Consider the following 24,159-nt stretch of genomic DNA (forward strand, 5'->3'; position numbering starts at 1 on the left):
AATCATGTTAAATGTACCATGGTTTTTTCTTTTAGGGAGTAAAATTAGCGTTTTCTGTTATCCGTGCAGGCACGTCTGTAACTTGCGGGTGTTACTCCGGTCCTTTTCTTAAAGATTCTTGAAAAATACGACACATCCTTGTATCCACATTGGTAAGAAATAACAGCTATTTTTGATTCGGTATCGGCTTCGATTAACTTTTTGGCTAACAGGATTCGTTTATCGCACACAAAGTCTCTAAAACTTACCCCAAAGTGTAGATGAAACTTCTTAGAAAAGTAGGTTGTTGAACAATGACACTTTTCTGCGATTTCTGTTTCTCTGATTTCTTTGTTGATGTTGTCCATAACAAAGTTAACGACTTCAGAGGTAAACAACTTTGCAGGTAATTGATTGTTGTTGTTTGTATCTCGGTCGAGATCAAAGTGAGGCTCGAAGATATGTTGCGTTTTACGTTGTAGTTCTTCGAACTTACTGGTCAGATGTTTACTGTTTGTTTCGATAATAAAAAATATATTCTTATGATTTCGAACGATATTAGGTAACGGGTCTGAGCAAATAATGACTATTCTTTTATTTAGGTTCTCGCAAATAGATAAAGCCATTGTAAGTAGTTGAAGTTTATCTGTCTTATTCAATATAAAAAACACCAGTCTGACATCTAAGTTACTGATTATAGATATATCTTGTCCAAAGTTTTTAATAGAAAAGTAGTGGCTTATTTTATTGATAATAACAGCATTAAAATCACTGTCTTTATCTGTTAATAAGGGCGTTATTACTTCCATATAAATACCAACTCTATTTCATATTAAAATGAAGGTGTAAAAATAGAACAATTACGTTGCGTAATAATTAGATTAGAAGTACCACAAAAAAGTGCAAGTAAATGGCAAAAAAATCCTAACCGAATATATCTCTCACCTCTAGATTTAGTTTACAGGTAAACAAAGCCTGATACGCAAATCAAGGAGAGGTTCTCATGGATAAGTTTTTGAATAATTGTAAAGAATTCATGAAAGATGAAGAAGGGTTGACTGTAATCGAGTATGTAATCGGTGCAGCTTTACTGGTATTAGGTTTGACAACCGTATTTTCTGGTTTAGGGACTACACTGGCAGCTAAACTGAATACAATCGTTAATGGTTTATGATCTAAAAGGAGTGAGGCAGCAAAGAGGGCTTACTTCGGTTGCCTACATTATCGCTGCAGCCTTACTTGTTATTGCTATAGGGTTGGTTTTTTCTGGGATGGCAGCAGCCTTACTGAGTAAAATCCAGAGCATTTTTTCGAATGTATGAATGAAATATATGATTAATGAGCCTTCAGTTTTTTGGGCATTGCTAATTGCAGTTTCGGTATACGATGTTGAGAAACATCGTATACCAAACAAAATATTGATACTGTTTTTGTTTGTGTACTTCTTATCAATGTTTAACCGCAATTACTCCTTTGATGTTTTCTTAATGTCCTTCGTTGGATTCGTAGTGTTTTTTTGTTTTGGATTACTCTTATATTTTTTAAGAGCTATGTCTGCAGGAGATGTGAAGTTATTGGGTATTGTGGGGATGTATCTCGGGTGGGGACAGTTACTTGGTGCGTCGTACTTTATCTTACTTTCTGCTGGAGTTATCGGGACTTTCTACCTGCTATATAACTTTTCCAACTCGAACAATCTTAGTATCAAAGGCTATTTTGAAAATAAGCTAATTGTGCTTGGTGGAGTAGCACCTGTATTAGATGAAAGTGCGAGTTTTCACGCTAGGTATTCAAATAAGGTGACGATGCCTTTTGCACCCTCTGTTGTCATGGGATTGGCGATGTATAGCTACTTTACTTAAATCTGTTGTTGGTTAGCTTTGTGGAGATGAATAATATATGGATATTATAGGGCGTACTGCTCCAACAACTTTGAAGCCTCAAATTTCAGCCCCAGCCGTTCCTACATCTATTGATATGCTGGGTGTTCCTGAAGTTGTTATAGAAAACCTTGTGTTGAAGCACCTGTCAGCCTACCCCAAGTCGGATGTTTTAGAGCTTTCTAACTATTTGTGTGTTGTGACACATATTGTTGAAAGTGCGTTGGCTGTGTTGAGAACAAAGTCATTGATTGAAGTTTTTCAACCAACCTCTAACCTTTCTCTCTCATCTGCATCTCATAGTCACGTTCGCTATTCCCTTTCTGAGAAAGGACTTGAAGAAGCTGATCTTGCCTTTAAACGTGATGCTTATTTAGGGCCTGCCCCCGTTTCACTTACTCAATATAGTGATGTGGTAAAGCAGCAGGATCTAAGAGCAGAGCTAGTGACTCGGCCACATGTCGAAGCAGCACTGAATGATGTATATGGTGTCGACAAAATGATTTCGGTATTGGGGCCAGCAATCAATTCGGGACGAGCTTTGTTGCTGTATGGGCATGCGGGGACGGGTAAAACATTTGTAGCTTCACGTATTGTCAATGCGCTGCATACGTCTGTTTTCATTCCTTATGCCGTTTATGCATTAGGCAACATCATTAAAGTGTTTTCTGCACAACATCATAAACCGTTAGATAACAACGGCAGCGATAAACGTATTTCCCTCAAAGATCAATACGACAAGCGCTGGCTTAATTGTGAAAGGCCAAATATCCAGGTGGGTGGAGAGCTCACTATGGATATGCTTGAAGTTAATCATTCTGAGAACAGTCGTGTCTGGTTAGCTCCAGTGCAAATGATGGCGAATAATGGGATTTTTATCATTGATGACCTTGGCCGACAGCCCATGCCTGTGGATGCGCTTCTTAACCGTTGGATTGTACCGATGGAATATTCCTTCGATTATTTATCGCTACCTAACGGCCAGCAAATCACGATGCCGTTTGTTCTAACGCTTGCCTTTTCTACCAATCTAAATCCCAAGAAAATAAGCGACCCTGCATTTTTACGTCGTTTAGGTTACAAAATTGAATTCAAGCCGCTGAGTCAGCGAGATTATGAAGCTTTATGGATGAGCGTCGTCGCTGAAAAAGAGATGGAGCTTCAAGATGGTTTCTTTGAGCGTTTGTCTCAAATGCACACGCTTCTTAAGGTGCCACTTTTCCCTTGTTTACCGAAAGATCTCGTTGGTATAAGCAAAGACATTCTTTCGTTTGAGCAACTCCCACCTGTTATCACATTCGATATTCTTTCCATGGCATGGGAAGTCTATTTTACCTCTGATGGACACGAGGAAGAGAATAATGAATAAGAGTCAAGTTTTCCTACTGTTTTTACTGTCCGTAGTATTCGGCTTAGCGGCTGTATTTTTTGCTAAGCAGTGGATGGATGATCAAGTTCAGCCAACCGTTGAAGTTGAAACGGTCGAGCGTCGCCCCGTTGTTGTCGCATCACAAGAAATTGAAGCCGGAACCATTATCGAGGATCAGTTTTTAACCACCAGGTTGATGGAAGTTGACTGGATTAATGAAAATAACTATTCGGATAAAGCGGACCTGATTGGCAAGGTTGTTGCTAATACTATCTATGCCGGAGAGGTGCTTCACAAGTTACGATTTACTGTACCAGGAGAAGGGTCAACACTTGCCGCTCTTATCCCTGAAAATAAACGTGCGGTAACGATACGTGTTGATGATGTTATTGGTGTGGCGGGGTTCTTATTACCGGGTAATAAGGTTGATATTCTCAATACCATTTCTTACGGAAAAAATTCTGCAGCGACTCAAACGGTTCTTAAAGATATTAAGGTTTTGGCTGTAGACCAAACAGCTAAAACGAAAGAAAACAGTCCGATTATTGTACGAGCGGTAACTCTTGAGATGACGCCGAAAGAGGCCGAGAAACTTCTCACGGCTAAAAGCAAAGGCAGCATTCAGCTGACTTTGAGAAACCCACACGAAGTAGAGAAAAAAGTGGTTCGTCGATATGTGCCTAGACCAAGTGTCACCATTATCAAAGGTACAGAAACATCTAATGTGCGCGTCAAGGATTGAGGTGAAATATGAAAATATTAATTGCGTGTGTTTTGAGCCTGATTTGTTTTTCGACGGCCAGTGTTGCGGCATTACAGACAGGAAAAACAGTCACGGTTCCACATCATAAATCTACGCATGTGGTGCTGTCGGGAAAAGCGGCGAAGGTTTCTCTTGGTGATCCTGAAGTCTTAGATATTGTAATTTTAAAGTCAAATGAACTGTTTTTAATTGGTAAAAAATTAGGTGCGACAAACCTGATGGCTTGGGATTCACGAGGTCAGTTGATCGAGTCTATTAACATCGAGGTTACTCATGATCTTAATAGCCTCAAAGCTAAATTGTATGAGTTTCTTCCGGATGAAACTATTGAAGTGCACAGTGCGCAGAATCGCTTATTGTTGAGTGGCCAGGTCAGTAACCAGCAACAAATGAATGTGGCGATGAGAATCGCGGAAACTTATTCATCGGGGCAAACCGCCGATAAATCTAATGAAAGTGGCAGTGAGCAAGCCGATGCGACAGGTGTTATCAACCTGATGTCTATAGGTGGTGCGCAACAGGTTATGTTAGAGGTGACGGTTGCCGAGGTTCAAAGAAGCTTAGTGAGAAAGTTTGATGCGAACTTCCATTTTTTCCAAACCAGTGGATCTGACTTTTCTTGGGGGGCGTCCTCTGTACCTGCCGGAGTATTAGGGGCTACGCCTATCTTCAATATTCCTACGTCGACGGACTACGGCATATTAGGGTCTTTCATTGATAGTAATACTCTGTTTACTTTCGCATTGGACGTAGCAAAACAAAACGGGGTCGCTAAGGTATTGGCTGAACCGAACTTAACCGCATTAAGTGGTTCTAAGGCTGAGTTTTTAGCCGGTGGTGAATTTCCTATCCCTGTGCCAGACGAAGATGGCATTACCATAGAATACAAAGAATACGGTGTAGGGCTTAAATTTATACCGACGGTACTCAGTGATAAGAAAATCAATTTAAATCTAGCCGTTGATGTTAGTGAGATAGCCAATACCAGCTCATTAACCATTGACCCGGGTACCACCAATGCCACTTATTTTATCCCACCTATTACTCGGCGTAGTGCGTCATCAACACTGGAGCTAGCTGATGGGCAAACTATTGGTATTGCGGGGTTGTTGAGTGAAAATGTTAGGGACATCAGTAACAAGATGCCAGGTTTTGGAGATGTGCCGATTTTAGGCCAACTTTTTAACAGTCAAGAGTACATATCTGGAGAAACTGAATTAGTAATCTTAGTAACTCCAAGGTTGGCAAAGCCTATTGATAGAAGCAAAGTGACCTTACCCACAGATGCTTTTGTTGACCCTAATGACTTGGAATATTACTTATTGGGTCGAGGCGCTTACATAGCTGAACCGTCTGAATCTGATTCAGAGCAATCTCAAGCGTCACAGGATATATCACCGACTGATGGTGGTAGCGAAGGCTCATTTGGGCATGATTTATAAGGGGATAGATATGACTAAAATAATGATGATCTTTCTCGCTATGTTATTAGTTGGCTGTGCGAACGATGCTCGTTTAGGGCACTCGGTAGCACTAGTGAAAACAGAGCAAACGTATAACCCTAATGCTACCCAAGAGAATTTACTCGAAGTACCTGATGGTACAGGGGAGCGGATGCAGACTGGTTACGACAAATATGTTGGCAGAGGTGAAAACGATCTGTCCGGAAGTAGTAGCCAGATCTTAGAAGATTTTAACTAAATCTGGAGGTACTCATATGTTGTATCGAGTATCACAAAGCCCGAAAAAACAGCAAGGCTTAGTTGCGGTGATGATTACTGCTGCTTTGTTGGTTTTTTTAGCTGTCTCAGCGTTAGCTGTAGACATAAACCATATGGTTGTGAATAAAACGCGCTTACAAAATGCAGTTGATTCTGCAACGTTGGCTGCTGCAACCATATTAGACAATAGTAAAGATAAAAACGCAGTAGACGCGGAGGTAGGCACGGCACTCAATGCCATGGCGGCTTCAACAGGGAACCAAGAAATTGATTTCTCGACCGCTTCTATAAGTATTGATTATTCGAATGATCCGCAGGATTTTACAGGCACGGCGACGTTTAATTCAACTGATGATGTGTATGTGCGTGTTCGCGTGGATGCACTAGAGATGGATGAATTCTTTATTCAACTGTTTGGTCTTGAAAAAGTGGTATCGGCAAGTGCTGTTGCAGGTCCCAGCTCAGGCCTCGCTTATAATAATGTTGTACCCATTGGAGTGTGTATTGGTGATGGCACCTCCGATAACGATATTTCTCCAGAAGACGGCTTTCATGATGAAACTGGTGAAGAGATAACCAGTGTGTTTGGTTATGAGATAGGGACTGTTCATGCCTTGAAGGTGGGAGACAGTAGCTTATCTGAAATGGGTAATGGTAATTATCACCTGTTGGACTTTGGTTCTGGTGGTAACACAATCAAAGAAGGCTTAGGTGGTAGTTATGATCAGCCAGTTAAAATTGGCGAAGATATCACAACCAAACCAGGTGGTACGGTTGGTCCTACAGGTGATGGTTTGAATACTCGTTTTGGTGATTATGGCGGTGGATTATCGGCATCCGATTACCCATCAGATTATGTGACTACAGAACCTACCAATGAAATCACGATTGATGCCAATACCGGAGAAATCACTTTCGATGAGAGCTACGATTACGCTCAATATGAATCAGATACCAACGCCTGTATAGCAAGTGGTGGTTCTGGGTGCGCATCTAATGGTGTTGCTTGGCGTCGTATTTTACCTATACCTATGGTGGACTGCTCGGGTAAAAGTGGCGGCTCTACCGACTTTACAGTGAATAAAATTGGCTGCTTTTTCTTGTTGCAAAGAGCACCAACTAACAACTCAGGTACACCCGCCGTTTTTGGTGAGTTTATCCACTCTTGCAGTGTCACTGGTGGCTCTGGTAGTAATCAGTCGACAACCGAAGGAGCTTACAAGATTGTTTTGTATAAGGATCCTGATAGTGGGGAGTCGTGATTATGATGCTATCTAATAAACATCAACGTGGTTTTGCTGCTGTAGAGATGGTCATTGCAACCCCTGTATTACTGTTTTTTTTGGGTTTGGTGATCGAGCTTGGCAATGTTCTGATTCACTACAATGTTATCTCTAAGTCTGTACAAAATGGCGCACGATATGCTGTTAGTGAGGTTTACGATACAAAAGGTGGCACTATTGCACCAACTTTAGAGATTCAAAATGTGGTGGTTTATGGTCAGAGCAGCGTTGGGACAGCAGTATTGTCTACATTGACGACTGCAGATGTAACAGTAACACCACCCTCTATTGACAGTTATGTGCGAGTCAGCGTGACATATGACTATGTGCCGTTGTTTTTATCTATTCCTTTATCTGCCACAAGTTTTTCTATTCCGTTAAGTGTCACTTCAGTGATGAGGGTACTGTGATGAAAAGGTTTAACAGGCGTATTAAAGGGCTTGCCATCATTGAATTTACCATTGTCTCGGGGTTTGTTTTTTTGTTGTTGTTTCTCATTTTAGCGTTAGGTGCGTATGTATTTTCGCTGCAAATGGTCAACGAAGCGACTAGGAAGGCAGCTAGGTTAGCGACGGTATGCTCCGTTCTTGATAGAGACAATATTGCGGGAATGGTGGTGGATGATATTCCTCTTGTTGGGTTTACTAATGCGAATTTAGAAGTGGCTTACTTAGACGCGAGCGGTAGTGAAATTACGTCTGGTTACGAGACTAACCCTGGATTTGGCACTATTAAATTTGTGCGTTCTAGGGCTACGGGTTATGGCATTCAGTTAATCAGTAACCTAAGCTTTCTAGGAGAGAATGGATTTCTTGCAGCCCCTGCGTTTGAGACAATACTACCAGCTGAAAGCTTGGGGGTAGTGAGGGCTGAAGCTGGCACTGACATCAAGAGTCGGTGCCCATAAGCGGTTATTTAAAGGAGATGAATGTATGGGGGAAGCGATCAAAATAACGCCTAATGAAAACGATAAAGATATGACGCGTTTAAGAACGAACCTAAAGGTTTGGTTAGTCTATAGCACTGACGCCTTTCATTCACATATGAGTCAAGAGCTAAAAAAATGCCGAAATGTTCATGTAACGTCATTTTCTCTTGGAGCAATGAGTGAAGAATACTTAAAAAGTGCAGATGTTCCAGAGCTTATTTTCGTTGAAGCTAATGGGAACTGGGCGCAAAAAATGGTTGAGTTGCAAGGGTATGATTTGTCTTTAGAAGACAAGGATTTGTCTTTAGTTGTACTAGGTGATGAAAGTGATAATGGGTCACTAAAAATCGCACTTCGCTTAGGGGCATCAGATTTTTTGTCTCACCATGTGACTCTATCGGACTTACTTCCATTATTGAAGAAAACCGCTTCCGAAAAACTTGAGAACTCCAGTTACGGGGAGTTTATCTTGTTTTTGAATACCAAAGGAGGGATGGGAGCAACCACCTTGGCGTTGAATACTGCCATTGAGATAGCTATTCAACACCCTAACGAAGTTCTTTTACTCGATATCGACCTTCAATTTGGCGTGATTCCAGATTATTTGAACATAGCACCGACTTATAGTGTTTCGGATGCGATCAACAGTTCTAATGACTTGGATGAAATGTCTTTGGGCTCTTTGGTAAATAAACACGAATCAGGCCTCCATGTTCTAAGCTTTAAACATGAAAATAACGCTGATGACTTCGAGCAGGCTCAGAAAATTGGCAGATTACTTCCAATTCTGCGTCGTTTTTACCCTTATGTGATCATTGATCTGTCTAGAGGCTTAGATCACGTATTTGCATCAGCAATATCACCTGCGACGAAAGTACTTTTGGTTTTGCAACAGAGCTTAGTGTCAGTAAAAAACACAAGTCGATTAATTAAATCTCTGAAATTTGAGTACGGCATACAAAGCGATTCAATAGAGGTCATTCTCAACCGTTATGAAAAGCGACATTCAATTAAGTTGAAAGACATTGAGCAAGCAGTGGGCAACCACGACATACACCTTATGCCAAATGATTTTAAAGTCGCGCTAGAGAGTGCCAACTTGGGGCAGCCGTTAGTTCAGTCGAGAAAAAAAAGCTCTATTACTCGCTCTATCATCGACTTATCTCATGTTCTTTCACCACCAGAGCAGGAAGAGAAAGGGTGGCTGAAAAAGTTGTTTTCATAATGGGTTGATGAAAAGTAAACACGAGGGATTGTGATGTTCTTTAAACGGAAAAATGTAAATCCAGAGTTTGAAAAAAAAGTAGAACAGATTTCGCATGATTCAGAAGATGCCAATCCTGTTGAAGGTTTATCAAGTGTTGAGACGTCTAGTCATACTCGGATAGAAGCGAGTGTTGAAAAAGAGAAGGCGATTGACGAGGCTCGAAAAGTACTGGAGCAAGAATTATCAATCAAACACTTCTTTCATAAGCAGCTGCTTGAAACCCTAGATTTAGGATTACTTTCGAGTTTGGAGAAGGAGCGCGCTAAGCTCGACTTACACGAAGCTATCGTTCAGTTGATGGCTGATGATGGTAGTCATGCACTCAGCGCAGAAGGACGTAAACGGGTTATCAAACAGATAGAAGATGAAGTTTTTGGCCTTGGTCCGTTGGAGCCCTTATTAGCTGATCAAACTGTATCGGATATATTAGTCAACGGCCCAAAAAGTGTTTACGTTGAGCGAAGGGGTAAACTCGAAAAAACGCCCTATACTTTTCTTGATGACCGCCATTTAAGAAACATTATTGATCGTATCGTCAGTCAGGTTGGTCGTCGTATAGATGAAGCATCACCTATGGTAGATGCCCGCTTAGTTGATGGTTCCCGTGTGAATGCGATTATCCCGCCTCTCGCACTCGATGGCCCTTCAGTTTCGATTCGTCGTTTTGCCGTCGATCGTTTGACGATGGATAACTTAATTGGTTACGACTCAGTCTCGCCTCAGATGGCTAAATTTGTAGAGGCTGCGGTGAAAGGTGAGCTGAATATCTTGATTTCAGGAGGGACGGGGTCAGGGAAAACAACCACACTGAATATCTTTTCTGGTTTCATTCCGCGAGACCAAAGAATTATTACCATAGAAGACTCGGCAGAATTACAACTGCAACAACCACATGTCATTCGCCTAGAAACCCGTCCTGCGAACCTAGAAGGGAAGGGAGAAATCAGCCAGCGCGAATTGGTTAAAAATACCTTGCGTATGCGACCTGATCGAATCGTGGTTGGGGAGGTTCGTGGTAGCGAAGCCGTTGACATGCTAGCGGCGATGAATACCGGTCATGATGGATCTCTTGCTACCATTCACGCGAATACCCCTCGTGATGCCTTAAGTCGTGTCGAAAACATGTTCTCGATGGCAGGGTGGAACATATCAACCAAAAATTTACGAGCTCAAATTGCTTCGGCTATCCACCTTGTTGTTCAAATGGAACGCCAAGAAGATGGTAAGCGTCGTATGGTGAGTATCCAAGAGATTAACGGCATGGAAGGTGAGGTGATTACGATGTCGGAAATATTCCGTTTTCAACGGAAAGGTATTGATGAAGATGGCAATATTATCGGTTATTTCACGGCAACAGGGGTTGTGCCCCAATACCATGACCAGTTAGTCAAACGTGGACTCGACCTGCCTTTCGAGCTCTTTAGTGAGACCAAAGGTTAAGGAGGGAATATGGATAATGTAAGCGTTTCATTAGCCCTATTGTTTATCGCAGTACTGTTTATTTCTCAGGCGTTGTTGTTACCTGCTGCGGGCAAGAAAGCGAAACATAAAGAGTTGTCTCGCCGCTTAAAAGAGACACAACGTAATATCGATGCAGAGAGTTTGTCATTACTCAAAGAACACTATAACAAAGAACTGTCCCCGCTAGATCGTAAGCTCATCGTTATCTCTTTTTTCGGTGGTTTGAAAAAAATGTTGGAACTAGCCGGTATGAAAGTGGCGTTAAGCCGGTTCTTACTTATTGTTTCTCTTTGCGCTGTATTGCTCTCATTGATATCGATAATGACCAACCAAGTATGGTTCATCAGTGTGGGGGCGTTCATTTTTGTTTGGGTTATCGCCTATCTATTTGTGCAAAATCGAGTGACTTACAGAATGGCTCGATTTGAGGAACAACTTCCTGAGGCTTTGGATATTATTCGACGCGCATTGCAAGCAGGACAACCGCTCGTCCAATCATTCAATGAAGTTGGCGAAGAACTTCCAGATCCAATCGGTATTGAATTTAAAAATACCTATAACTTACTTAACTATGGTTATGACTTACGCTTAGCGATTCTACAGATGACAGAACGAGTACCAACCGTCTCAATGCTGGCATTTTCTAGTGCCGTAATGTTGCAAAAAGAGACTGGGGGTAACCTATCTGAAAACCTGCAAAAGGTATCTGAAGTACTTAGAGCGCGTTTTAAACTGGAAAGGAAAGTCAGAACGCTCTCTGCTGAAAGTCGTTTATCCGCATGGATCTTAACGTTATCCCCATTTGGTTTGTTCTTCGCCTTAAGGGTCGCTAGTCCCGAGTATATCGAGCCACTCTATAAAGATCCCCGTGGCCTATCCATGGTGAGTGTCGGTATTGTTCTTTTGGCTATCGGAGCCTTGTGGATTAAAAAGATCATTAGCATAGAGATTTAACCTATGGAATTACTAAATATTGAAGTTTGGAAGCAGATGTTAGCAGAGTTTGGGATCAGCTCTCAGATGGTTATCTATTCGATGATTTTGCTTACAACAGTCTTGTTAACACTAACTCTTGGATTTCTATTTTTAGGAGCTCGTTCTCCTTTGGACAAGAAACTGAGACAGATATCAGAAGACGGGGCACCGACTGGCCGAAAACCATACGACTTCTCCAATACGTTAGAGTCATTAAGCCCTTTTATAAGTAAAGGTAATAAAAAAGATAATGAAACTTACTCGGAAAAGTTGATGCATGCCGGGTTCCATGAGAAGAGCTCGTTATCGGTTTTCTATGCGTTGAAGGTTTTATCTAGCTTGATAGGTATCGTCGCTGCTTTTATGGTTTATTACATAGCGTTGGGTGGAGACTACAATAATTTACTTATCATGACCTGTGTTTTTCTTGGCACATTCACACCTAATATTATTCTAAGTAAGCTGCAAAAAGAGCGTCAGAAAAAAATAAGAAACGGTGTCCCTGATGCACTAGATCTTCTTGTTGTATGTACTGAATCTGGGCTTGGTTTTAATGCGGCTCTTGGTCGTGTTGCATCAGAGCTCTATGTCTCTCAGCCGGAGCTCGCGGATGAACTAGAGACTGTATTTGCTAAAATCCAAGCGGGCGTCACTATGCCTGATGCGCTTAGGCAACTTATCGAACGAACCGGTTTAGTGGAATTGGAAGGCTTGGTTTCTTTGCTTTCTCATGCATCGAGAATGGGTGGAAGCTTAGCGCAAACGCTCCGTGACTATACTGAAGATTTTAGAGATAAGCGACAGCAAGCCGCTGAAGAAATTGCGGCGAAAATACCGACTAAAATGTTATTCCCTATGTTGATATTTATTTGGCCTTGCTTTTTCATTGTCGCACTTGGCCCTGGACTCTTGATCGTAATGGACGCATTAACTGCGCCGGGAGCAAGTTTATGATGTTATACAATAAGTTTCTTCTACTACTATTGCCAATTTTGCTACTTGGTTGTGCTTCTTCCGATGAGCCAACCAATCAATTTGATGCAGAATTGTATTCCGGCAAACCAATCGATACTTTGACTAGTGATGATCCACCGCTTAATGAAAAAGAAGCGATCATGCGCGGTGACATTGCTTTGCGTGACAATAATATAGACTTGGCGTTGTATGAATATATACGCTCTTTGTCTTTCCCTGAAAAAGAGTTTCACGATAAAACGTTGTTCACTATTGGCCAAATACATTCGTCTCGCGGTAATTATGCGTTGGCCGAAAGAGCTTACCTTGCAGCGCTAGATTTTAACCCCGCCCACACTGAAGTGTTGGAGCAGTTAGGCGTTCTATACACCAAACAACGTCGCACAGATGAAGGACGTAGTTATTTCTTTAAAGCGATTAATTCAGACCAAGTTCGTTTAAAAAGCAGTGAAACTATCCAAAACTACCAAGCATTGAACCAAAGTGAAGTGGCCAGTTTGAAGGTCGATAGTATGTCTCCAGCGCTAGCTTATATGGGGATTGGCGTACTGGAAGATGTTGACGGAAAGCATCAGATCGCACAAGAGTACTTTAAAAAATCACTGACGATAGACAAAAGTTCAGTCAAAGCTTTGTTGAATATGGGCTACTCCCACTACATGTACGGTAACTACAAGGAAGCGTATCAATACACGCGTTCAGCCTTAGAGTTAGAACCGAATAATGAAAAAGCTCAGAATAATTTGGCGCTTATTTATTTAGCCTCTGGGGATATTAAAAAAGCAACCAACGTATTTATGAGACATATGGAAGCGCCGGAAGCGTTGAATAATGTCGGCTACTTCTTGATATTACAAGGAAAGCCCGATCAGGCTGTTCCTTATCTACAGCAAGCTATCGATAAGAAATCATCTTACTACAAAGTAGCGAATGAAAATTTAAATAGAGCGTTATCAGAAGTGAGAGAGATGGAACAGTAGAAATTTGATTTTGGCTCAATGAAAAGGATATTCATATTGCCTAAAAGCGAAAGCTTTAATAAAGATATCATTGTAATTTCTGCCCTTTGGCTAGTTTGTGCCACAGTGATATTTTTCTATAAGTGGGAAAGTGTTTCAATACTCAACTTGAATGACAACGACGATTATATGCGTTTTGTTCAGTTTCAAGAGTGGATGAAGAACGGCCATTGGTACTTAGAGCCGATGAGTAATTTCAATGCCGCTGATGGTATTATTATTCATTGGTCTCGATTCCCTGACCTAATGCTATCTTTAGTTGCTTTCCCATTGTTATTTATGGTTGACGACAGTATTGCGTATGCAATTTCAATGTCTACTGTTCCTTTGCTCTATTTATTATTGTATGCGCTATCATGCTTTTATCTATGCGAACATTATTTTGGAGGGAAGTATCGATTTGTCAGTATGATGTTTGCTGTTTTTTCTCCTGCCATCATCCATTTCTTACCGGGTTCTATTGATCATCATAATATTCAACTTATTTTGGCTGCTCTATTTCTATCTGTAACACCAATTATTAATAGTAACCTGAAACAATCATGGCGAGTGTATGTCCAATCTATTTTATTGTCTTTATCCCTGTGGACAGGAATGGATAATATATTGTTATTTATGGCATTTCTTGTTTCTTATACGGTGTATTTCTGCTTTTTTCGTCGTGAGTGGTTTAGCTATGTATCTAGGTTATATTTGACCTGTACAGTTTTTGGTTCTTTTGCCGTCCTATTGAATAGGCCGTACGATGAGTTCTTTATTTTCAAGTATGACGAGATCTCATTTATTCTTGTTATTCTATTCTTTAGCGGATGGGCTTTCGTTAACTTATACAATCGATTATCGAATCAAAAACAGAGCTTGACCCAAAAGTTAATATTATTACTTCTCCTTAGTTTGTTATGTTTAGCCCCTGTCGCCGTTCTTTATCCATCACTCACCAGTGCATTCTTAATAGATTACCCACCGATACTTAAGCTGTATTGGCTTGATCAAGTTGCTGAAGCGAAATCTGTCGCAACATACATTGCAGTGAATGGTTTTTTTTCTTTAGATAACTATGTCTTGCTACTAACTCCTGCAATTTTATATCCATTATTTAGGCATAAAAATCACCACTGTACCATTCTGTATCTTATTCTTATGTTTAATCTAGCACTTGCGTTTTTTTGGCAGATTAGAGTGATTAGGTTGTGTTTTGTCTTAGCGGCTCCTTTACAGGCCTACGTTGCTATTCGAGTGTCTGAATACATCAAGTTTTCAATATTAAAAGCAATCATTATTTTTTCAGGAGCACCGTTAGCGATAGCATTTAGCATTCTTTTTCTGTCACCAACTGACGACGTTAAAACCCAATTTAATGGTAGTCCCGCCCCCAATCTCTTTGACGTGCTAGAGGACAATGAGATTTACTCACAAACAATACTTTCAGGTATGGAGACGGGTGCCCCTGTATTAGCGAAAACCAACAACAGTATTATCGCTGCGCCTTATCATCGAAATATTGTTGGTAACCAGTTTCTGATTGAGGTGATGTTGGAAGAAGATCTTGTGTTGGCTGAACGAAAGATCATAGGCAAAAACGTCGATGTTATTGTTGTTGGTAACGATCGTCACTTGTTAATTTTAAAAAAATCAGCGGGAGAGGGAGCGCTTATTAATAAACTCTATAGTTCAGATACGCCTGATTGGTTGGAGGTCATACACGATGAGATTGAAAGTGGTTATCGAGTTTTTAGGGTAAGGGGAAGTTCATGAATAGTGTGAAAGTAGCAATATTACTCCCATGTTATAACGAAGCCGGAGCCATTGGCGAAACGGTTACCTCTTTTCAACAAGCCTTACCTGATGCATCCATTTATGTTTACGACAACAATTCAACCGACAACACGGTCAACGAGGCGTTACAAGCAGGGGCGATTGTGCGACATGAGCCTCGCCAAGGTAAAGGGGAAGTCGTGAGGCGGATGTTCTCTGATGTTGAGGCTGATGTTTATGTGATGGCTGATGGCGATGACACTTACGATGCGTCAGTGTGCCCGGTGTTGATCGAGCAATTAAATAATGAAAAGCTCGATATGATTATTGGAAGTCGCGAGCGCTCTTCTGGTGCATATCCTAAAGGACATATCCTTGGCAACAAGATGTTTTCATCACTGATTAACTTAGCATTCAATGCACAATTGAATGATGTATTTTCTGGCTATCGAATTATGAGCCATCGATTTGTCAAAACCGCACCTATCTTCAGCGATGGCTTCCAAATAGAAACAGAGCTCACCGTGCATGCGTTACACCATAATATGTCAATCAAAGAAGTCTCAACTCAATACCAATCTAGGCCGGAAGGGACTTCCAGTAAACTGAACACCTTGAGTGATGGCCTCAAGATCCTCAACTTTATCTTGTTCTTATTGAGAGATGTAAAACCAATGTTTTTCTTTGGCGTGCTCTCGATATTGCTTGGTCTTATTTCATTGAGCTTAGGTATTCCCGTTATTGTTGAATTCGTTGACACGGGTTTAGTGGCAAGGCTACCTACAGCTGTTTTGTCTAGCTCAATAGCTTTGATCGCTGTGATGTCTTTTTTCTGCGGTTTGATACTCGATAACGTATCACGAGGTAGGCGAGAGATGAGAATACTCTCTATTTTAAGATTTAAGGACGATAAATAATTAGGCCGAGGTTTTTGGCCAAGGGAGCTGCACTCGAGTGCTTGAAGTGCTAGGTGGAGTTGCAATTGTATAGTTGCTGCTGTGATGGCGATTTTGATTAAAGTAAGAAGTAGGCGACTAGCTCCCCTACCTCTTACTCTCAATTATTACTTAGATTGCGAGACCGGTAATCGCACCCAATAACATGAAGATCCCCACTAAACCTACAATCGGCATCTTCACGGTTTTCAATAGCCAAACACCAACAATGATCAGAGCGAAGTCTAAGCCGCTACTCACTGCACTTGTGAAGATGGGTTGGTATAGAGCCGCAAGTAATAAGCCGACTACAGCCGCATTCACACCTGTAAGCGCCCCAGCTACTAGAGGCTTACTCGCAATTGCCTGCCAGTTCTTCAGTACGCCCAGTAGCAATAAGAAGCCCGGTAAGAACACTGCAATTGTTGCGAGCAGTGCCCCTGTGATCGGTGCTGATGGCATTAATACATAACCTAGGTAAGTGGCTAACGTAAACATCGGGCCCGGTACGGCTTGCGCTGCGGCATAGCCTGTTAGGAAGGTATCTTGAGACAGTTGGTCACCAATGCCATTCTGTAACAACGGAAGAACCACGTGACCGCCACCGAATACTAGGCTGCCTGCTTGGTAGAACAAGCCAAATACTTCAATGCCTTGAGAGTAAGCACTGAATAGAGGCAGACCAACCAGTAAAGCAACGAAAATCACGAGTGGTGTTAACGATATCTTGTGCGTCGAAGGTACTGTTTTTAATTCGTGTGAGGTTAAGAACTTACTGCCAACCATAGCAGCAAACAATAGAACTAATACCTGAGGCCAGATCCCAGGAATTAAAAGCAGAACAATCGCGGTTATCACACACAGTGCTGTTGCTATCTTTGATTGGCAAAAGTTTTTGTACATGCCGAAAGTGGCGTCAGCCACAACCACGACCGCGAGTAGCTTAAGTCCGTGGATGATTGAAATGAAAAGCGGTGCTTCCAACAACTGATTGCTCACTAAGGCCAATATCAACATTAGGATGACAGAAGGGGAGGTGAAGCCTACAAATGCGGCAATCGCACCGGTTAAGCCACCTTTTTTGTAACCAACCGCGAAGCCAACCTGACTTGAGCCTGGACCCGGAAGAAATTGACTGAGGGCGACAATTTGCCCGTACTCTTCGTCGGATAACCAATTCAGTTTCTCAACAAAGGTTTTACGGAAGTAGCCAATATGTGCCGCTGGTCCACCAAAGCTAATCCAGCCAAGCCAGAAAAAGGTTTTAAAAATTGAAAGCATGATCGATTCCAGATAAATGTTTAGCGTAATTTAGGTGGAGTTAGACTATGATTCAAATTAATTGTTTTAATTATAACTATGAATAATATGGGATTGGTTTGTGGCTGATTTTAACTGGAAAGGAATTGACCTTAACTTATTGATTGCACTGCAAGCTCTATATAAAACAAACAGTGTTAGTAAGGCGGCAGAACGTTGTTATGTCAGCCAATCAGCGATGAGTCATAGCTTACAAAGACTGAGAAAGCTGTTTGATGACCCTTTGTTTGAGCGTGTCGGTAGTAAGATGGAAGCGACCGACCGAGCGATTGAATTATCAAGCACCGTCGATGCCTTACTCAATACCATTCAGTCAGAAGTACTGTTGTCTAAATCGTTTGATGTAGCAACTTATAAAGGCACTTGGAAGATCGGACTTACTGATTATGCAGAGCAGATGTTCGCTCCAATGTTGTTTGATCTGATTAAGCAATCTTCGCCTTATTCTCAAGTGACGTTATTCAATGTCAATCGAAGCAACTATCAACAAGTGTTTGAAGATGCCAAGCTCGATATCGCGATCGGTAGTTTTGGCGAGGTACCAAAGCCTTATCGAACAAAGCATTTGTATACAGAGCAACATGTCTGTTTGTTCGACCAGTCGGTTTTATCTATTGAACAGCCAATGTCTTTAGATCAATTTGTGTCTGTAGAACATGCATTGGTTTCCCCTGCGGGGGCTTTAAAAACGGGTGTTGATATTCGATTGGCTGAGCTAGGTTTCAGTCGAAAAGTCGCTATATCTTCAAGTAACTTCTTGACAGTAAAACGATTAATTCGTGGTCGAGAGTTGTTGTGTATTGTTCCTCGACTCGTGGCGCGTAATGATATTGATACCGAAGATACTTTACTGGCGGTGAAACCACCTATTGATGTTCCAGATTTTGATATACAGCTTGTCTATCGCAAGGCAAAGCATCTAGATGATAAAAATAAATTACTTAGAAAGTTGATTGCTAAAGCTATTTCATCTGTGATTAGTGAGTAAATTTATGAGCTGCTATTTGTCGTTAAGTTTGTCCAAATTATCCCTAAAAAAATCCGGTTAATTACCAGAACGTGACTATACTTAATTTACGACTCAAAGCAGTCGTAAAGAATAGGCTTTTTGATTTACCTAAGTAAAAAAATTGGTTATATCCTTATGATATAGCTTAAAAAACTACCAGGCTAAACGGACTTAGTTGGTCTTAAAGCGCTAGCTCCCCCTAGCGCTTTTTCTTTTATGTCGATTCTGGCAAAAGGGTCTGAATTCTTTTCAGCAGTTGCTCGATCTCTTGTTTTTCATAGTGAGCCGTCACCTTAGGTTGGCTGCTTTCTCTTGGGAGTAATGCAGTTTCGATATGGTGCTGCAGTAAAGCATCTTGTGAGTTAGCGTTGAGCTTCTCTGCAAGTACCACAGCTTGTCGACCAATCGTGGTGAAGTCTTGTTTGATGGTGGTCAATGGTGGATTAAAAAACGCACTGTCCTCGATTCCATCAAAGCCGACGACCGCAACCTTATCAGGGACAGGTATCTGCAGTTCTTGCAGTGCACGTAAAGCTCCCAATGCCATCTGATCACTTGCCACTAACACGGCATCAAATACGGCTTGTTTAGAGACAGCTTCTCGAACGCCAAGATAACCACTTTCTGCTTGCCAGTTTCCTTGATATTGATACTGCACCTTACTCTCTGCATCTGATAACGCGGTTAACCAACTTTGATGACGAATCTTTGAGGCACTGGATTCATTCGGGCCAGTGATCAGCAGGAAGTCCGTTCGTCCGCTTTCAAGTAGATGTTGAGCTGCCAGTTTTGCTCCTTCCGCATGATCACCGCAAACATAGTTCACTTGGCTGTTAGAGGGAACATCAATGAAGATAAGGTTGAGGTGCTGATATTGTTCCACTAACCATTCTGCATCGGCACTCTCTAAAGGCACATTCAGAATAATGCTGTCTACCTGTTGAGCCATCAATTCACGAATGGCCTCACGGGTGTTCGCGAGATTAGGCTCGGAAACAACAGAGAAAGCGACACCATAACTCATATCATGAGCCTGCATTCGCACGCCATTGGCGATCATTGCTGCGCCATGCAGTGCCATATCGAGCGTGACTAAACCAACGCTGGTGGACTTGGCTCGACTGAGCATTTGAGCACCTTTATTGGGTACATAACCCAGTTGCTTTATGGCGGCGTTAACCTTGTTGCGGGTGGATTCCGCGACGTCTTGTGAGCCATTGGTTACTCGAGATACTGTCTGGGTAGATACCCCTGCCAGTTTTGCTACGTCTTTGAAGGTGATACTCATCGCTCTGCTCATCGAATATTTTAGAGTGAAATAAGCCTACCGAAATTTACCAAACTAAACTCTGCTCACTCTCAAATAAATGTCTTTTAAAACATTAAAAATGTTTCCGGAAACAGTCGATCTTGTGCAAATTTTTCGAATATTAAAGCCAATTTACATCACGATTTTGTGGGTTTTGGATACTAATCTGGCGTGATGGGTTCACTATTATTTCTATATTATGTTTACGAAAACAATAGAGATTAGTAATGAACGAATTTATTCACTTAAAGAGTAAAAACCATAGTTTGATCATTAAATCAGGGCGTGTTCCAGAGGTTTTGCATTGGGGGGCAAAGATCGCAAGTATTGATGAAGATCTTCTGCTTTCGACAGAAAGACCGATTTCTCAAGCTCGACTTGATGTGGATGTGCCACTTTCTCTTTGCCCTGAGTTAGGCAGTGGACACTTTAACGCTCCAGGCATTGAAGGTCACAGAGAAGGGCGTGATTGGGCTCCTGTCTTTAAGACCGTTCGTTACGATGCTCAAGATCAAGAGGCGTGTTTTTTCCTTGAAGACAAGGTTGCTCAACTGAACCTTAAGGTAGAGATTAAGCTGGATTCCGAATCTGACGTCGTCCAAAAGCGTGTAACCGTCACCAATAAAGGCAGCAATAAATACTACCTGAATAAGCTTTCTTCTACGTTGCCATTGCCGAATCATGCCAACGAACTCATGACGTTCCATGGCCGTTGGTGTCATGAATTTCAAACGCAACGTCAGCGTTTTGAACACGGCGGCTTCATGCAAGAGAACCGTCGCGGTCGTACTTCACATGAAAACTTCCCTGGCATGTTTGCAGGCACTCAAGGGTTCTCAGAGCAGAACGGTTTGGTGTGGGGATTTCATTTGGGTTGGAGCGGTAACCACCAAATGCGCGCGGATGTTCGTAGTGATGGCCGCCGCTTTGTTCAAGCGGGAGAGTTATTGCTAGCGGGTGAATCGATTCTAGAACCAGAGGCTATTTATCAGACACCTTGGCTCTATGGCTGTTACAGCAATTCTGGCTTGAACGGTATTGCTCAGCGTTTTCAGCAATTTGTTCGCGACAATATTATTAAATTCCCAACCGAAAAACCTCGTCCCGTTCATTTAAACACATGGGAAGGGATCTATTTTTATCACAAGCCTGACTACATCATGAAGATGGCAACAGAAGCGGGCGTGATGGGCGTTGAACGTTTCATTATTGATGATGGTTGGTTTGTGGGGCGTGATGGTGAACGTACCGCACTGGGCGACTGGTATTTGGATGAGGTGAAATACCCAAATGGCTTAGAGCCTGTGATTGAACATGTAAACCAACAGGGTATGGAGTTTGGCCTTTGGGTTGAACCTGAGATGGTAAGCCAAGATTCTAATCTTTACCGAAATCACCCGGATTGGGTGCTTGGTTTACAAGGGTATCATCAACCGTCTGGTCGTTGGCAATACGTGTTAGACCTACAAAATGAAGCGTGTTTTAACTACTTGTATGAACGCCTCAATGCGCTGCTGACTCGGTACAACATCACTTACCTTAAGTGGGATATGAACCGAGAGTTGGTTCAACCTGGGCATCAAGGTAAGGCTGCGGTGCATGGTCAAACGAAAGCACTATATCGCCTTGTTGATGAGTTGAATCTAGCGCACCCAGAAGTCGAGATTGAATCTTGTTCTTCGGGTGGTGGTCGTATCGATTTTGAAATTCTAAAACGAACGCATCGTTTCTGGGCATCAGATTGTAATGATGCCTTAGAGCGCCAAGCCATTCAGAAAGGCATGAGTTACTTCTTCCCACCAGAAGTGATGGGGGCGCACATTGGCCCAGCAGAATGCCACTCAACAAATCGTCGTCACGGCATCAATATGCGTGGTGTAACCGCACTCATGGGGCACATGGGTGTTGAGCTTGACCCTGTTAAAGAGTCACCGGAAGAGAAACAAGCATTCTCACATTACATCTCACTGCATAAGCAATTTCGTCATGTTTTGCATTCTGGTCGTAGTTTCCGAATGGATCCTTCGGACAAAAATCAGAATATTTATGGCGTTGAAAATGACGATGAAATGCTGATCACCGTGTGCCAATTGGCGATGCCTGAATATGCTCTGCCTTCGCCACTTCGTATTAGCTGTGTGGAAGACAACGCGATGTATCAAGTGAAGTTAGTGGACATGCCAAAAACCAGTTTCCAGTTGATGAAACAGCGCCCCCAATGGCTCGACAAAACGTTGACCCTGAGTGGCGATAACCTCAAGGAAATTGGATTGACCTTACCGATTCTAGACCCAGAGTCAGCCTTGATTGTTCATCTGAAAAAGATATGAAGCGTTAATTCTGAGCTCCCCCTACAAATAAAATTCTAAATATAAAAATATAATCGGCAGCGAGGAATTGCTGCCGCAATAACTAAACTTAAGGAAAACAAAATGTCTATTACAGTTCTGCTGTCATTCTTGTTATTTACTGGTTTTGTTGTCGCGTTTACCTACAACAAAGTTAAAAATGACAAGAATACCTCACAAGACGGTTTCTTTCTTGGCGGAAGAAGCTTAACCGGTGGTTTGATTGCCAGCTCCCTAATTTTAACCAACTTGAGCGCGACTAGCTTTGTTGGCATGAGTGCACAAGCTTATACCCACAACATGAGTGTCATGGGGTGGGAAGTGGCCTCTGGTGTCACTTTGGTGATCATCGCTTTGATGTTGGTACCGCGTTACCTGAAGCAAGGGATAACGACGATTCCAGATTTCTTAGAGAGCCGTTATGACATGTCGGTGAAGAAGTTCGTCACCTTACTTTTCTTATGTCAGTACGTCATCAATATTTTGCCAACCACACTTTATGCCGGTGCCGTTGTTCTCGGTGAGATCTTTGATGTTCAAGCTCTGCTTAATATTTCAGAATTCAGCTCTATTGCCCTAATTTCAGCGACGGTCGGTCTGCTTGGCTTCTTTTACGCGATTTATGGCGGCCTAAAAGCGGTTGTGATTGCGGATACGATTAATGGCGTAGGCCTGATTGTTGGCGGCATGATGATCCCTGTTTTTGGCTTGATGGCATTAGGGGAGGGTAGTTTTGGTGCTGGCTTAGATACGCTGTTGTACGCTGCGCCAGAGAAACTGCAATCGGTCGGTACAGAGACCGATCCACTGCCTTTCTCAACCTTGTTTACCGGTCTTTTACTTGTGAACCTATACTACTGGGGTACGGACCAATCAATCATTCAGCGTGCGTTGGGTGCTAAGAACTTAAAAGAAGGTCAGAAAGGGGTGATTCTTGCGGGGGCAATTAAGGTTATCTCTCCGCTGTTCCTAATTATTCCAGGCATCATTGCATTCCACATGTTTGGTGCAAATGCCGGTAACCCTGACACCATGTACACGCGCTTGGTAAACGAAGTGTTGCCTAAGCCGTTGGTTGGCTTCTTTGTCGCGGTTATGTTTGGTGCCATCCTAAGTACATTTAATGGTGTACTTAACAGTTCGACCACTCTATTTGCATTGAATGTCTACAAGCCTTTGTTTGGTCAAGGTAAAACCGATGAAGAGCTGGTGGGTAAAGGCCGTATCTTCGGCGTTGTGATCGCGATTATCTCTGTGTGCATTGCACCGTTCATCATGTATGCCCCTGAAGGTTTGTTCCAATACCTACAAATGGTAGCGGGCTTCTTCAGCGTGCCAATTTTTACGATTGTGTTTGTGGGTTATGTCTCTAAACGTGTACCTGCTGTGGCGGCTAAAGTTGCGCTGGTGGTGTTTGTAAGCTCATACGCTGCGATGCAGTTAGTGTTCAAAACGCCCATTCACTTCTTACACCAACTGGCGATTCTGTTTGTTGTATGTACGGCGTTGATGTTCATTATTGGCTACTTTATGCCACGTGAAGATGATTATGTGATGCCTGTGAATGAAAACATTGATGTTACGCCTTGGGCGTTCCGTTTCGAAGCTTCAGCGATCATTCTTTACATGGTGCTGGGCGCTTATGTGATGTTCTCTGATGTTGGTTTTGTATCTGATGATCCAACCATCATGCAAGTGTACGGTGTGTGTGGCATTGTGATGTTGTTTGGAATCGCAGCACGGTTGGCAAAGCGCAAGAAAGCACTTGAAGCTGCCGCATAACCTTCACATCGCCTGCCATTCGTTCCTTTAGATGAGCTTGATAAGTAAAAGGATCATAGTAGGCCAATAACTAAAAAGGCA

At 42.2% G+C, this 24,159-nt stretch carries 22 protein-coding genes; 19 read left to right on the plus strand and 3 right to left on the minus strand.

Annotated features, from left to right (window positions below; all coding sequences use genetic code 11):
- Positions 1-44: 44 nt before the first annotated feature.
- Positions 45-788 (minus strand): AraC family transcriptional regulator, encoded by a 744-nt coding sequence (locus L3V35_RS17260; protein WP_054547535.1) that lies wholly within the window; start codon positions 786-788, stop codon positions 45-47.
- Positions 789-982: 194 nt separating this feature from the next.
- Here L3V35_RS17260 and L3V35_RS17265 point away from each other — a divergent pair, with 194 nt between their 5' ends.
- The 16 genes from L3V35_RS17265 (at position 983) to L3V35_RS17340 (ending at position 16,292) form a co-directional block, all read left to right on the plus strand.
- Positions 983-1,153, plus strand: coding sequence for a hypothetical protein (locus tag L3V35_RS17265; protein WP_004734461.1), 171 nt, complete (start codon positions 983-985; stop codon positions 1,151-1,153).
- A 157-nt stretch (positions 1,154-1,310) separates the two neighbouring features.
- Positions 1,311-1,841 carry an A24 family peptidase gene (locus L3V35_RS17270; RefSeq protein WP_029222297.1) on the plus strand — a complete coding sequence of 177 codons (531 nt, stop codon included), beginning with the start codon at positions 1,311-1,313 and terminating at the stop codon, positions 1,839-1,841.
- 37 nt (positions 1,842-1,878) lie between these two features.
- A complete protein-coding gene (locus tag L3V35_RS17275) occupies positions 1,879-3,228 on the plus strand; it encodes a hypothetical protein (RefSeq protein WP_054547536.1) in 1,350 nt (449 codons plus the stop codon).
- Positions 3,221-3,970 carry a Flp pilus assembly protein CpaB gene (cpaB, locus tag L3V35_RS17280; protein WP_004734457.1) on the plus strand — a complete coding sequence of 250 codons (750 nt, stop codon included), beginning with the start codon at positions 3,221-3,223 and terminating at the stop codon, positions 3,968-3,970. Before L3V35_RS17275 ends, cpaB begins: the two co-directional genes overlap by 8 nt.
- An 8-nt stretch (positions 3,971-3,978) precedes the next feature.
- Positions 3,979-5,433, plus strand: a complete 1,455-nt coding sequence (locus L3V35_RS17285; protein WP_004734456.1) for a type II and III secretion system protein family protein — start codon at positions 3,979-3,981, stop codon at positions 5,431-5,433.
- Positions 5,396-5,692 (plus strand): hypothetical protein, encoded by a 297-nt coding sequence (locus L3V35_RS17290; protein ID WP_017087444.1) that lies wholly within the window; start codon positions 5,396-5,398, stop codon positions 5,690-5,692. The genes L3V35_RS17285 and L3V35_RS17290 overlap by 38 nt, the downstream gene beginning before the upstream one ends.
- A gap of 16 nt (positions 5,693-5,708) precedes the next feature.
- Positions 5,709-6,974 carry a TadE/TadG family type IV pilus assembly protein gene (locus L3V35_RS17295; protein WP_054547537.1) on the plus strand — a complete coding sequence of 422 codons (1,266 nt, stop codon included), beginning with the start codon at positions 5,709-5,711 and terminating at the stop codon, positions 6,972-6,974.
- 2 nt (positions 6,975-6,976) lie between these two features.
- Positions 6,977-7,405: a TadE/TadG family type IV pilus assembly protein gene (locus L3V35_RS17300; protein WP_054547538.1), complete on the plus strand. Its 429-nt coding sequence runs from the start codon at positions 6,977-6,979 to the stop codon at positions 7,403-7,405.
- Positions 7,405-7,902 (plus strand): TadE/TadG family type IV pilus assembly protein, encoded by a 498-nt coding sequence (locus tag L3V35_RS17305; protein ID WP_054547539.1) that lies wholly within the window; start codon positions 7,405-7,407, stop codon positions 7,900-7,902. Before L3V35_RS17300 ends, L3V35_RS17305 begins: the two co-directional genes overlap by 1 nt.
- A gap of 25 nt (positions 7,903-7,927) precedes the next feature.
- Positions 7,928-9,148, plus strand: a complete 1,221-nt coding sequence (locus L3V35_RS17310; protein ID WP_054547540.1) for an AAA family ATPase — start codon at positions 7,928-7,930, stop codon at positions 9,146-9,148.
- A 33-nt stretch (positions 9,149-9,181) separates the two neighbouring features.
- Positions 9,182-10,630, plus strand: coding sequence for a CpaF family protein (locus tag L3V35_RS17315; protein ID WP_054547541.1), 1,449 nt, complete (start codon positions 9,182-9,184; stop codon positions 10,628-10,630).
- Between the two features lie 9 nt (positions 10,631-10,639).
- The gene (locus L3V35_RS17320) at positions 10,640-11,605 is read left to right on the plus strand and encodes a type II secretion system F family protein (protein WP_054547542.1); all 966 of its coding nucleotides are present in this window, start codon (positions 10,640-10,642) and stop codon (positions 11,603-11,605) included.
- A gap of 3 nt (positions 11,606-11,608) precedes the next feature.
- Positions 11,609-12,580, plus strand: a complete 972-nt coding sequence (locus L3V35_RS17325) for a type II secretion system F family protein (RefSeq protein WP_054547543.1) — start codon at positions 11,609-11,611, stop codon at positions 12,578-12,580.
- Entirely contained in the window at positions 12,577-13,581 is a 1,005-nt protein-coding gene (locus tag L3V35_RS17330; RefSeq protein ID WP_004734447.1) for a tetratricopeptide repeat protein, read from the plus strand. Before L3V35_RS17325 ends, L3V35_RS17330 begins: the two co-directional genes overlap by 4 nt.
- An 18-nt stretch (positions 13,582-13,599) precedes the next feature.
- Complete coding sequence (locus L3V35_RS17335) at positions 13,600-15,375, plus strand: hypothetical protein (protein WP_237300329.1); 1,776 nt, start codon at positions 13,600-13,602, stop codon at positions 15,373-15,375.
- Entirely contained in the window at positions 15,372-16,292 is a 921-nt protein-coding gene (locus tag L3V35_RS17340) for a glycosyltransferase family 2 protein (protein WP_237300330.1), read from the plus strand. Before L3V35_RS17335 ends, L3V35_RS17340 begins: the two co-directional genes overlap by 4 nt.
- Before the next feature lie 150 nt (positions 16,293-16,442).
- On the opposite strand, the gene chrA is transcribed toward L3V35_RS17340, so the two are convergent.
- A complete protein-coding gene (gene chrA, locus L3V35_RS17345) occupies positions 16,443-17,591 on the minus strand; it encodes a chromate efflux transporter (protein WP_146454869.1) in 1,149 nt (382 codons plus the stop codon).
- Between the two features lie 100 nt (positions 17,592-17,691).
- Between chrA and L3V35_RS17350 the strand changes: the two genes are divergently transcribed.
- Entirely contained in the window at positions 17,692-18,618 is a 927-nt protein-coding gene (locus L3V35_RS17350; protein ID WP_016784936.1) for a LysR family transcriptional regulator, read from the plus strand.
- A gap of 235 nt (positions 18,619-18,853) precedes the next feature.
- Here L3V35_RS17350 and L3V35_RS17355 read toward each other — a convergent pair whose 3' ends face one another.
- Positions 18,854-19,927: a LacI family DNA-binding transcriptional regulator gene (locus tag L3V35_RS17355; protein ID WP_016784938.1), complete on the minus strand. Its 1,074-nt coding sequence runs from the start codon at positions 19,925-19,927 to the stop codon at positions 18,854-18,856.
- Between the two features lie 248 nt (positions 19,928-20,175).
- Between L3V35_RS17355 and L3V35_RS17360 the strand changes: the two genes are divergently transcribed.
- Positions 20,176-22,278, plus strand: coding sequence for an alpha-galactosidase (locus tag L3V35_RS17360; protein ID WP_016784940.1), 2,103 nt, complete (start codon positions 20,176-20,178; stop codon positions 22,276-22,278).
- Between the two features lie 102 nt (positions 22,279-22,380).
- Positions 22,381-24,078 carry a solute:sodium symporter family transporter gene (locus L3V35_RS17365; protein ID WP_237300331.1) on the plus strand — a complete coding sequence of 566 codons (1,698 nt, stop codon included), beginning with the start codon at positions 22,381-22,383 and terminating at the stop codon, positions 24,076-24,078.
- Positions 24,079-24,159 lie beyond the last annotated feature (81 nt).

The sequence above is a fragment of the Vibrio sp. L5-1 genome (genome assembly GCF_021728315.1).
In the GTDB taxonomy this organism is placed as follows: Bacteria; Pseudomonadota; Gammaproteobacteria; order Enterobacterales; family Vibrionaceae; genus Vibrio; species Vibrio splendidus_K.

Bases quoted from the DNA above. Each gene is read 5' to 3' on its own strand.
- L3V35_RS17260 (WP_054547535.1), bottom strand. From the start codon at position 788: ATGGAAGTAATAACGCCCTTATTAACAGATAAAGACAGTGATTTTAAT.
- L3V35_RS17265 (WP_004734461.1), top strand. From the start codon at position 983: ATGGATAAGTTTTTGAATAATTGTAAAGAATTCATGAAAGATGAAGAA.
- L3V35_RS17270 (WP_029222297.1), top strand. From the start codon at position 1,311: ATGATTAATGAGCCTTCAGTTTTTTGGGCATTGCTAATTGCAGTTTCG.
- L3V35_RS17275 (WP_054547536.1), top strand. From the start codon at position 1,879: ATGGATATTATAGGGCGTACTGCTCCAACAACTTTGAAGCCTCAAATT.
- cpaB (WP_004734457.1), top strand. From the start codon at position 3,221: ATGAATAAGAGTCAAGTTTTCCTACTGTTTTTACTGTCCGTAGTATTC.
- L3V35_RS17285 (WP_004734456.1), top strand. From the start codon at position 3,979: ATGAAAATATTAATTGCGTGTGTTTTGAGCCTGATTTGTTTTTCGACG.
- L3V35_RS17290 (WP_017087444.1), top strand. From the start codon at position 5,396: ATGGTGGTAGCGAAGGCTCATTTGGGCATGATTTATAAGGGGATAGAT.
- L3V35_RS17295 (WP_054547537.1), top strand. From the start codon at position 5,709: ATGTTGTATCGAGTATCACAAAGCCCGAAAAAACAGCAAGGCTTAGTT.
- L3V35_RS17300 (WP_054547538.1), top strand. From the start codon at position 6,977: ATGATGCTATCTAATAAACATCAACGTGGTTTTGCTGCTGTAGAGATG.
- L3V35_RS17305 (WP_054547539.1), top strand. From the start codon at position 7,405: ATGAAAAGGTTTAACAGGCGTATTAAAGGGCTTGCCATCATTGAATTT.
- L3V35_RS17310 (WP_054547540.1), top strand. From the start codon at position 7,928: ATGGGGGAAGCGATCAAAATAACGCCTAATGAAAACGATAAAGATATG.
- L3V35_RS17315 (WP_054547541.1), top strand. From the start codon at position 9,182: ATGTTCTTTAAACGGAAAAATGTAAATCCAGAGTTTGAAAAAAAAGTA.
- L3V35_RS17320 (WP_054547542.1), top strand. From the start codon at position 10,640: ATGGATAATGTAAGCGTTTCATTAGCCCTATTGTTTATCGCAGTACTG.
- L3V35_RS17325 (WP_054547543.1), top strand. From the start codon at position 11,609: ATGGAATTACTAAATATTGAAGTTTGGAAGCAGATGTTAGCAGAGTTT.
- L3V35_RS17330 (WP_004734447.1), top strand. From the start codon at position 12,577: ATGATGTTATACAATAAGTTTCTTCTACTACTATTGCCAATTTTGCTA.
- L3V35_RS17335 (WP_237300329.1), top strand. From the start codon at position 13,600: ATGAAAAGGATATTCATATTGCCTAAAAGCGAAAGCTTTAATAAAGAT.
- L3V35_RS17340 (WP_237300330.1), top strand. From the start codon at position 15,372: ATGAATAGTGTGAAAGTAGCAATATTACTCCCATGTTATAACGAAGCC.
- chrA (WP_146454869.1), bottom strand. From the start codon at position 17,591: ATGCTTTCAATTTTTAAAACCTTTTTCTGGCTTGGCTGGATTAGCTTT.
- L3V35_RS17355 (WP_016784938.1), bottom strand. From the start codon at position 19,927: ATGAGTATCACCTTCAAAGACGTAGCAAAACTGGCAGGGGTATCTACC.
- L3V35_RS17360 (WP_016784940.1), top strand. From the start codon at position 20,176: ATGAACGAATTTATTCACTTAAAGAGTAAAAACCATAGTTTGATCATT.
- L3V35_RS17365 (WP_237300331.1), top strand. From the start codon at position 22,381: ATGTCTATTACAGTTCTGCTGTCATTCTTGTTATTTACTGGTTTTGTT.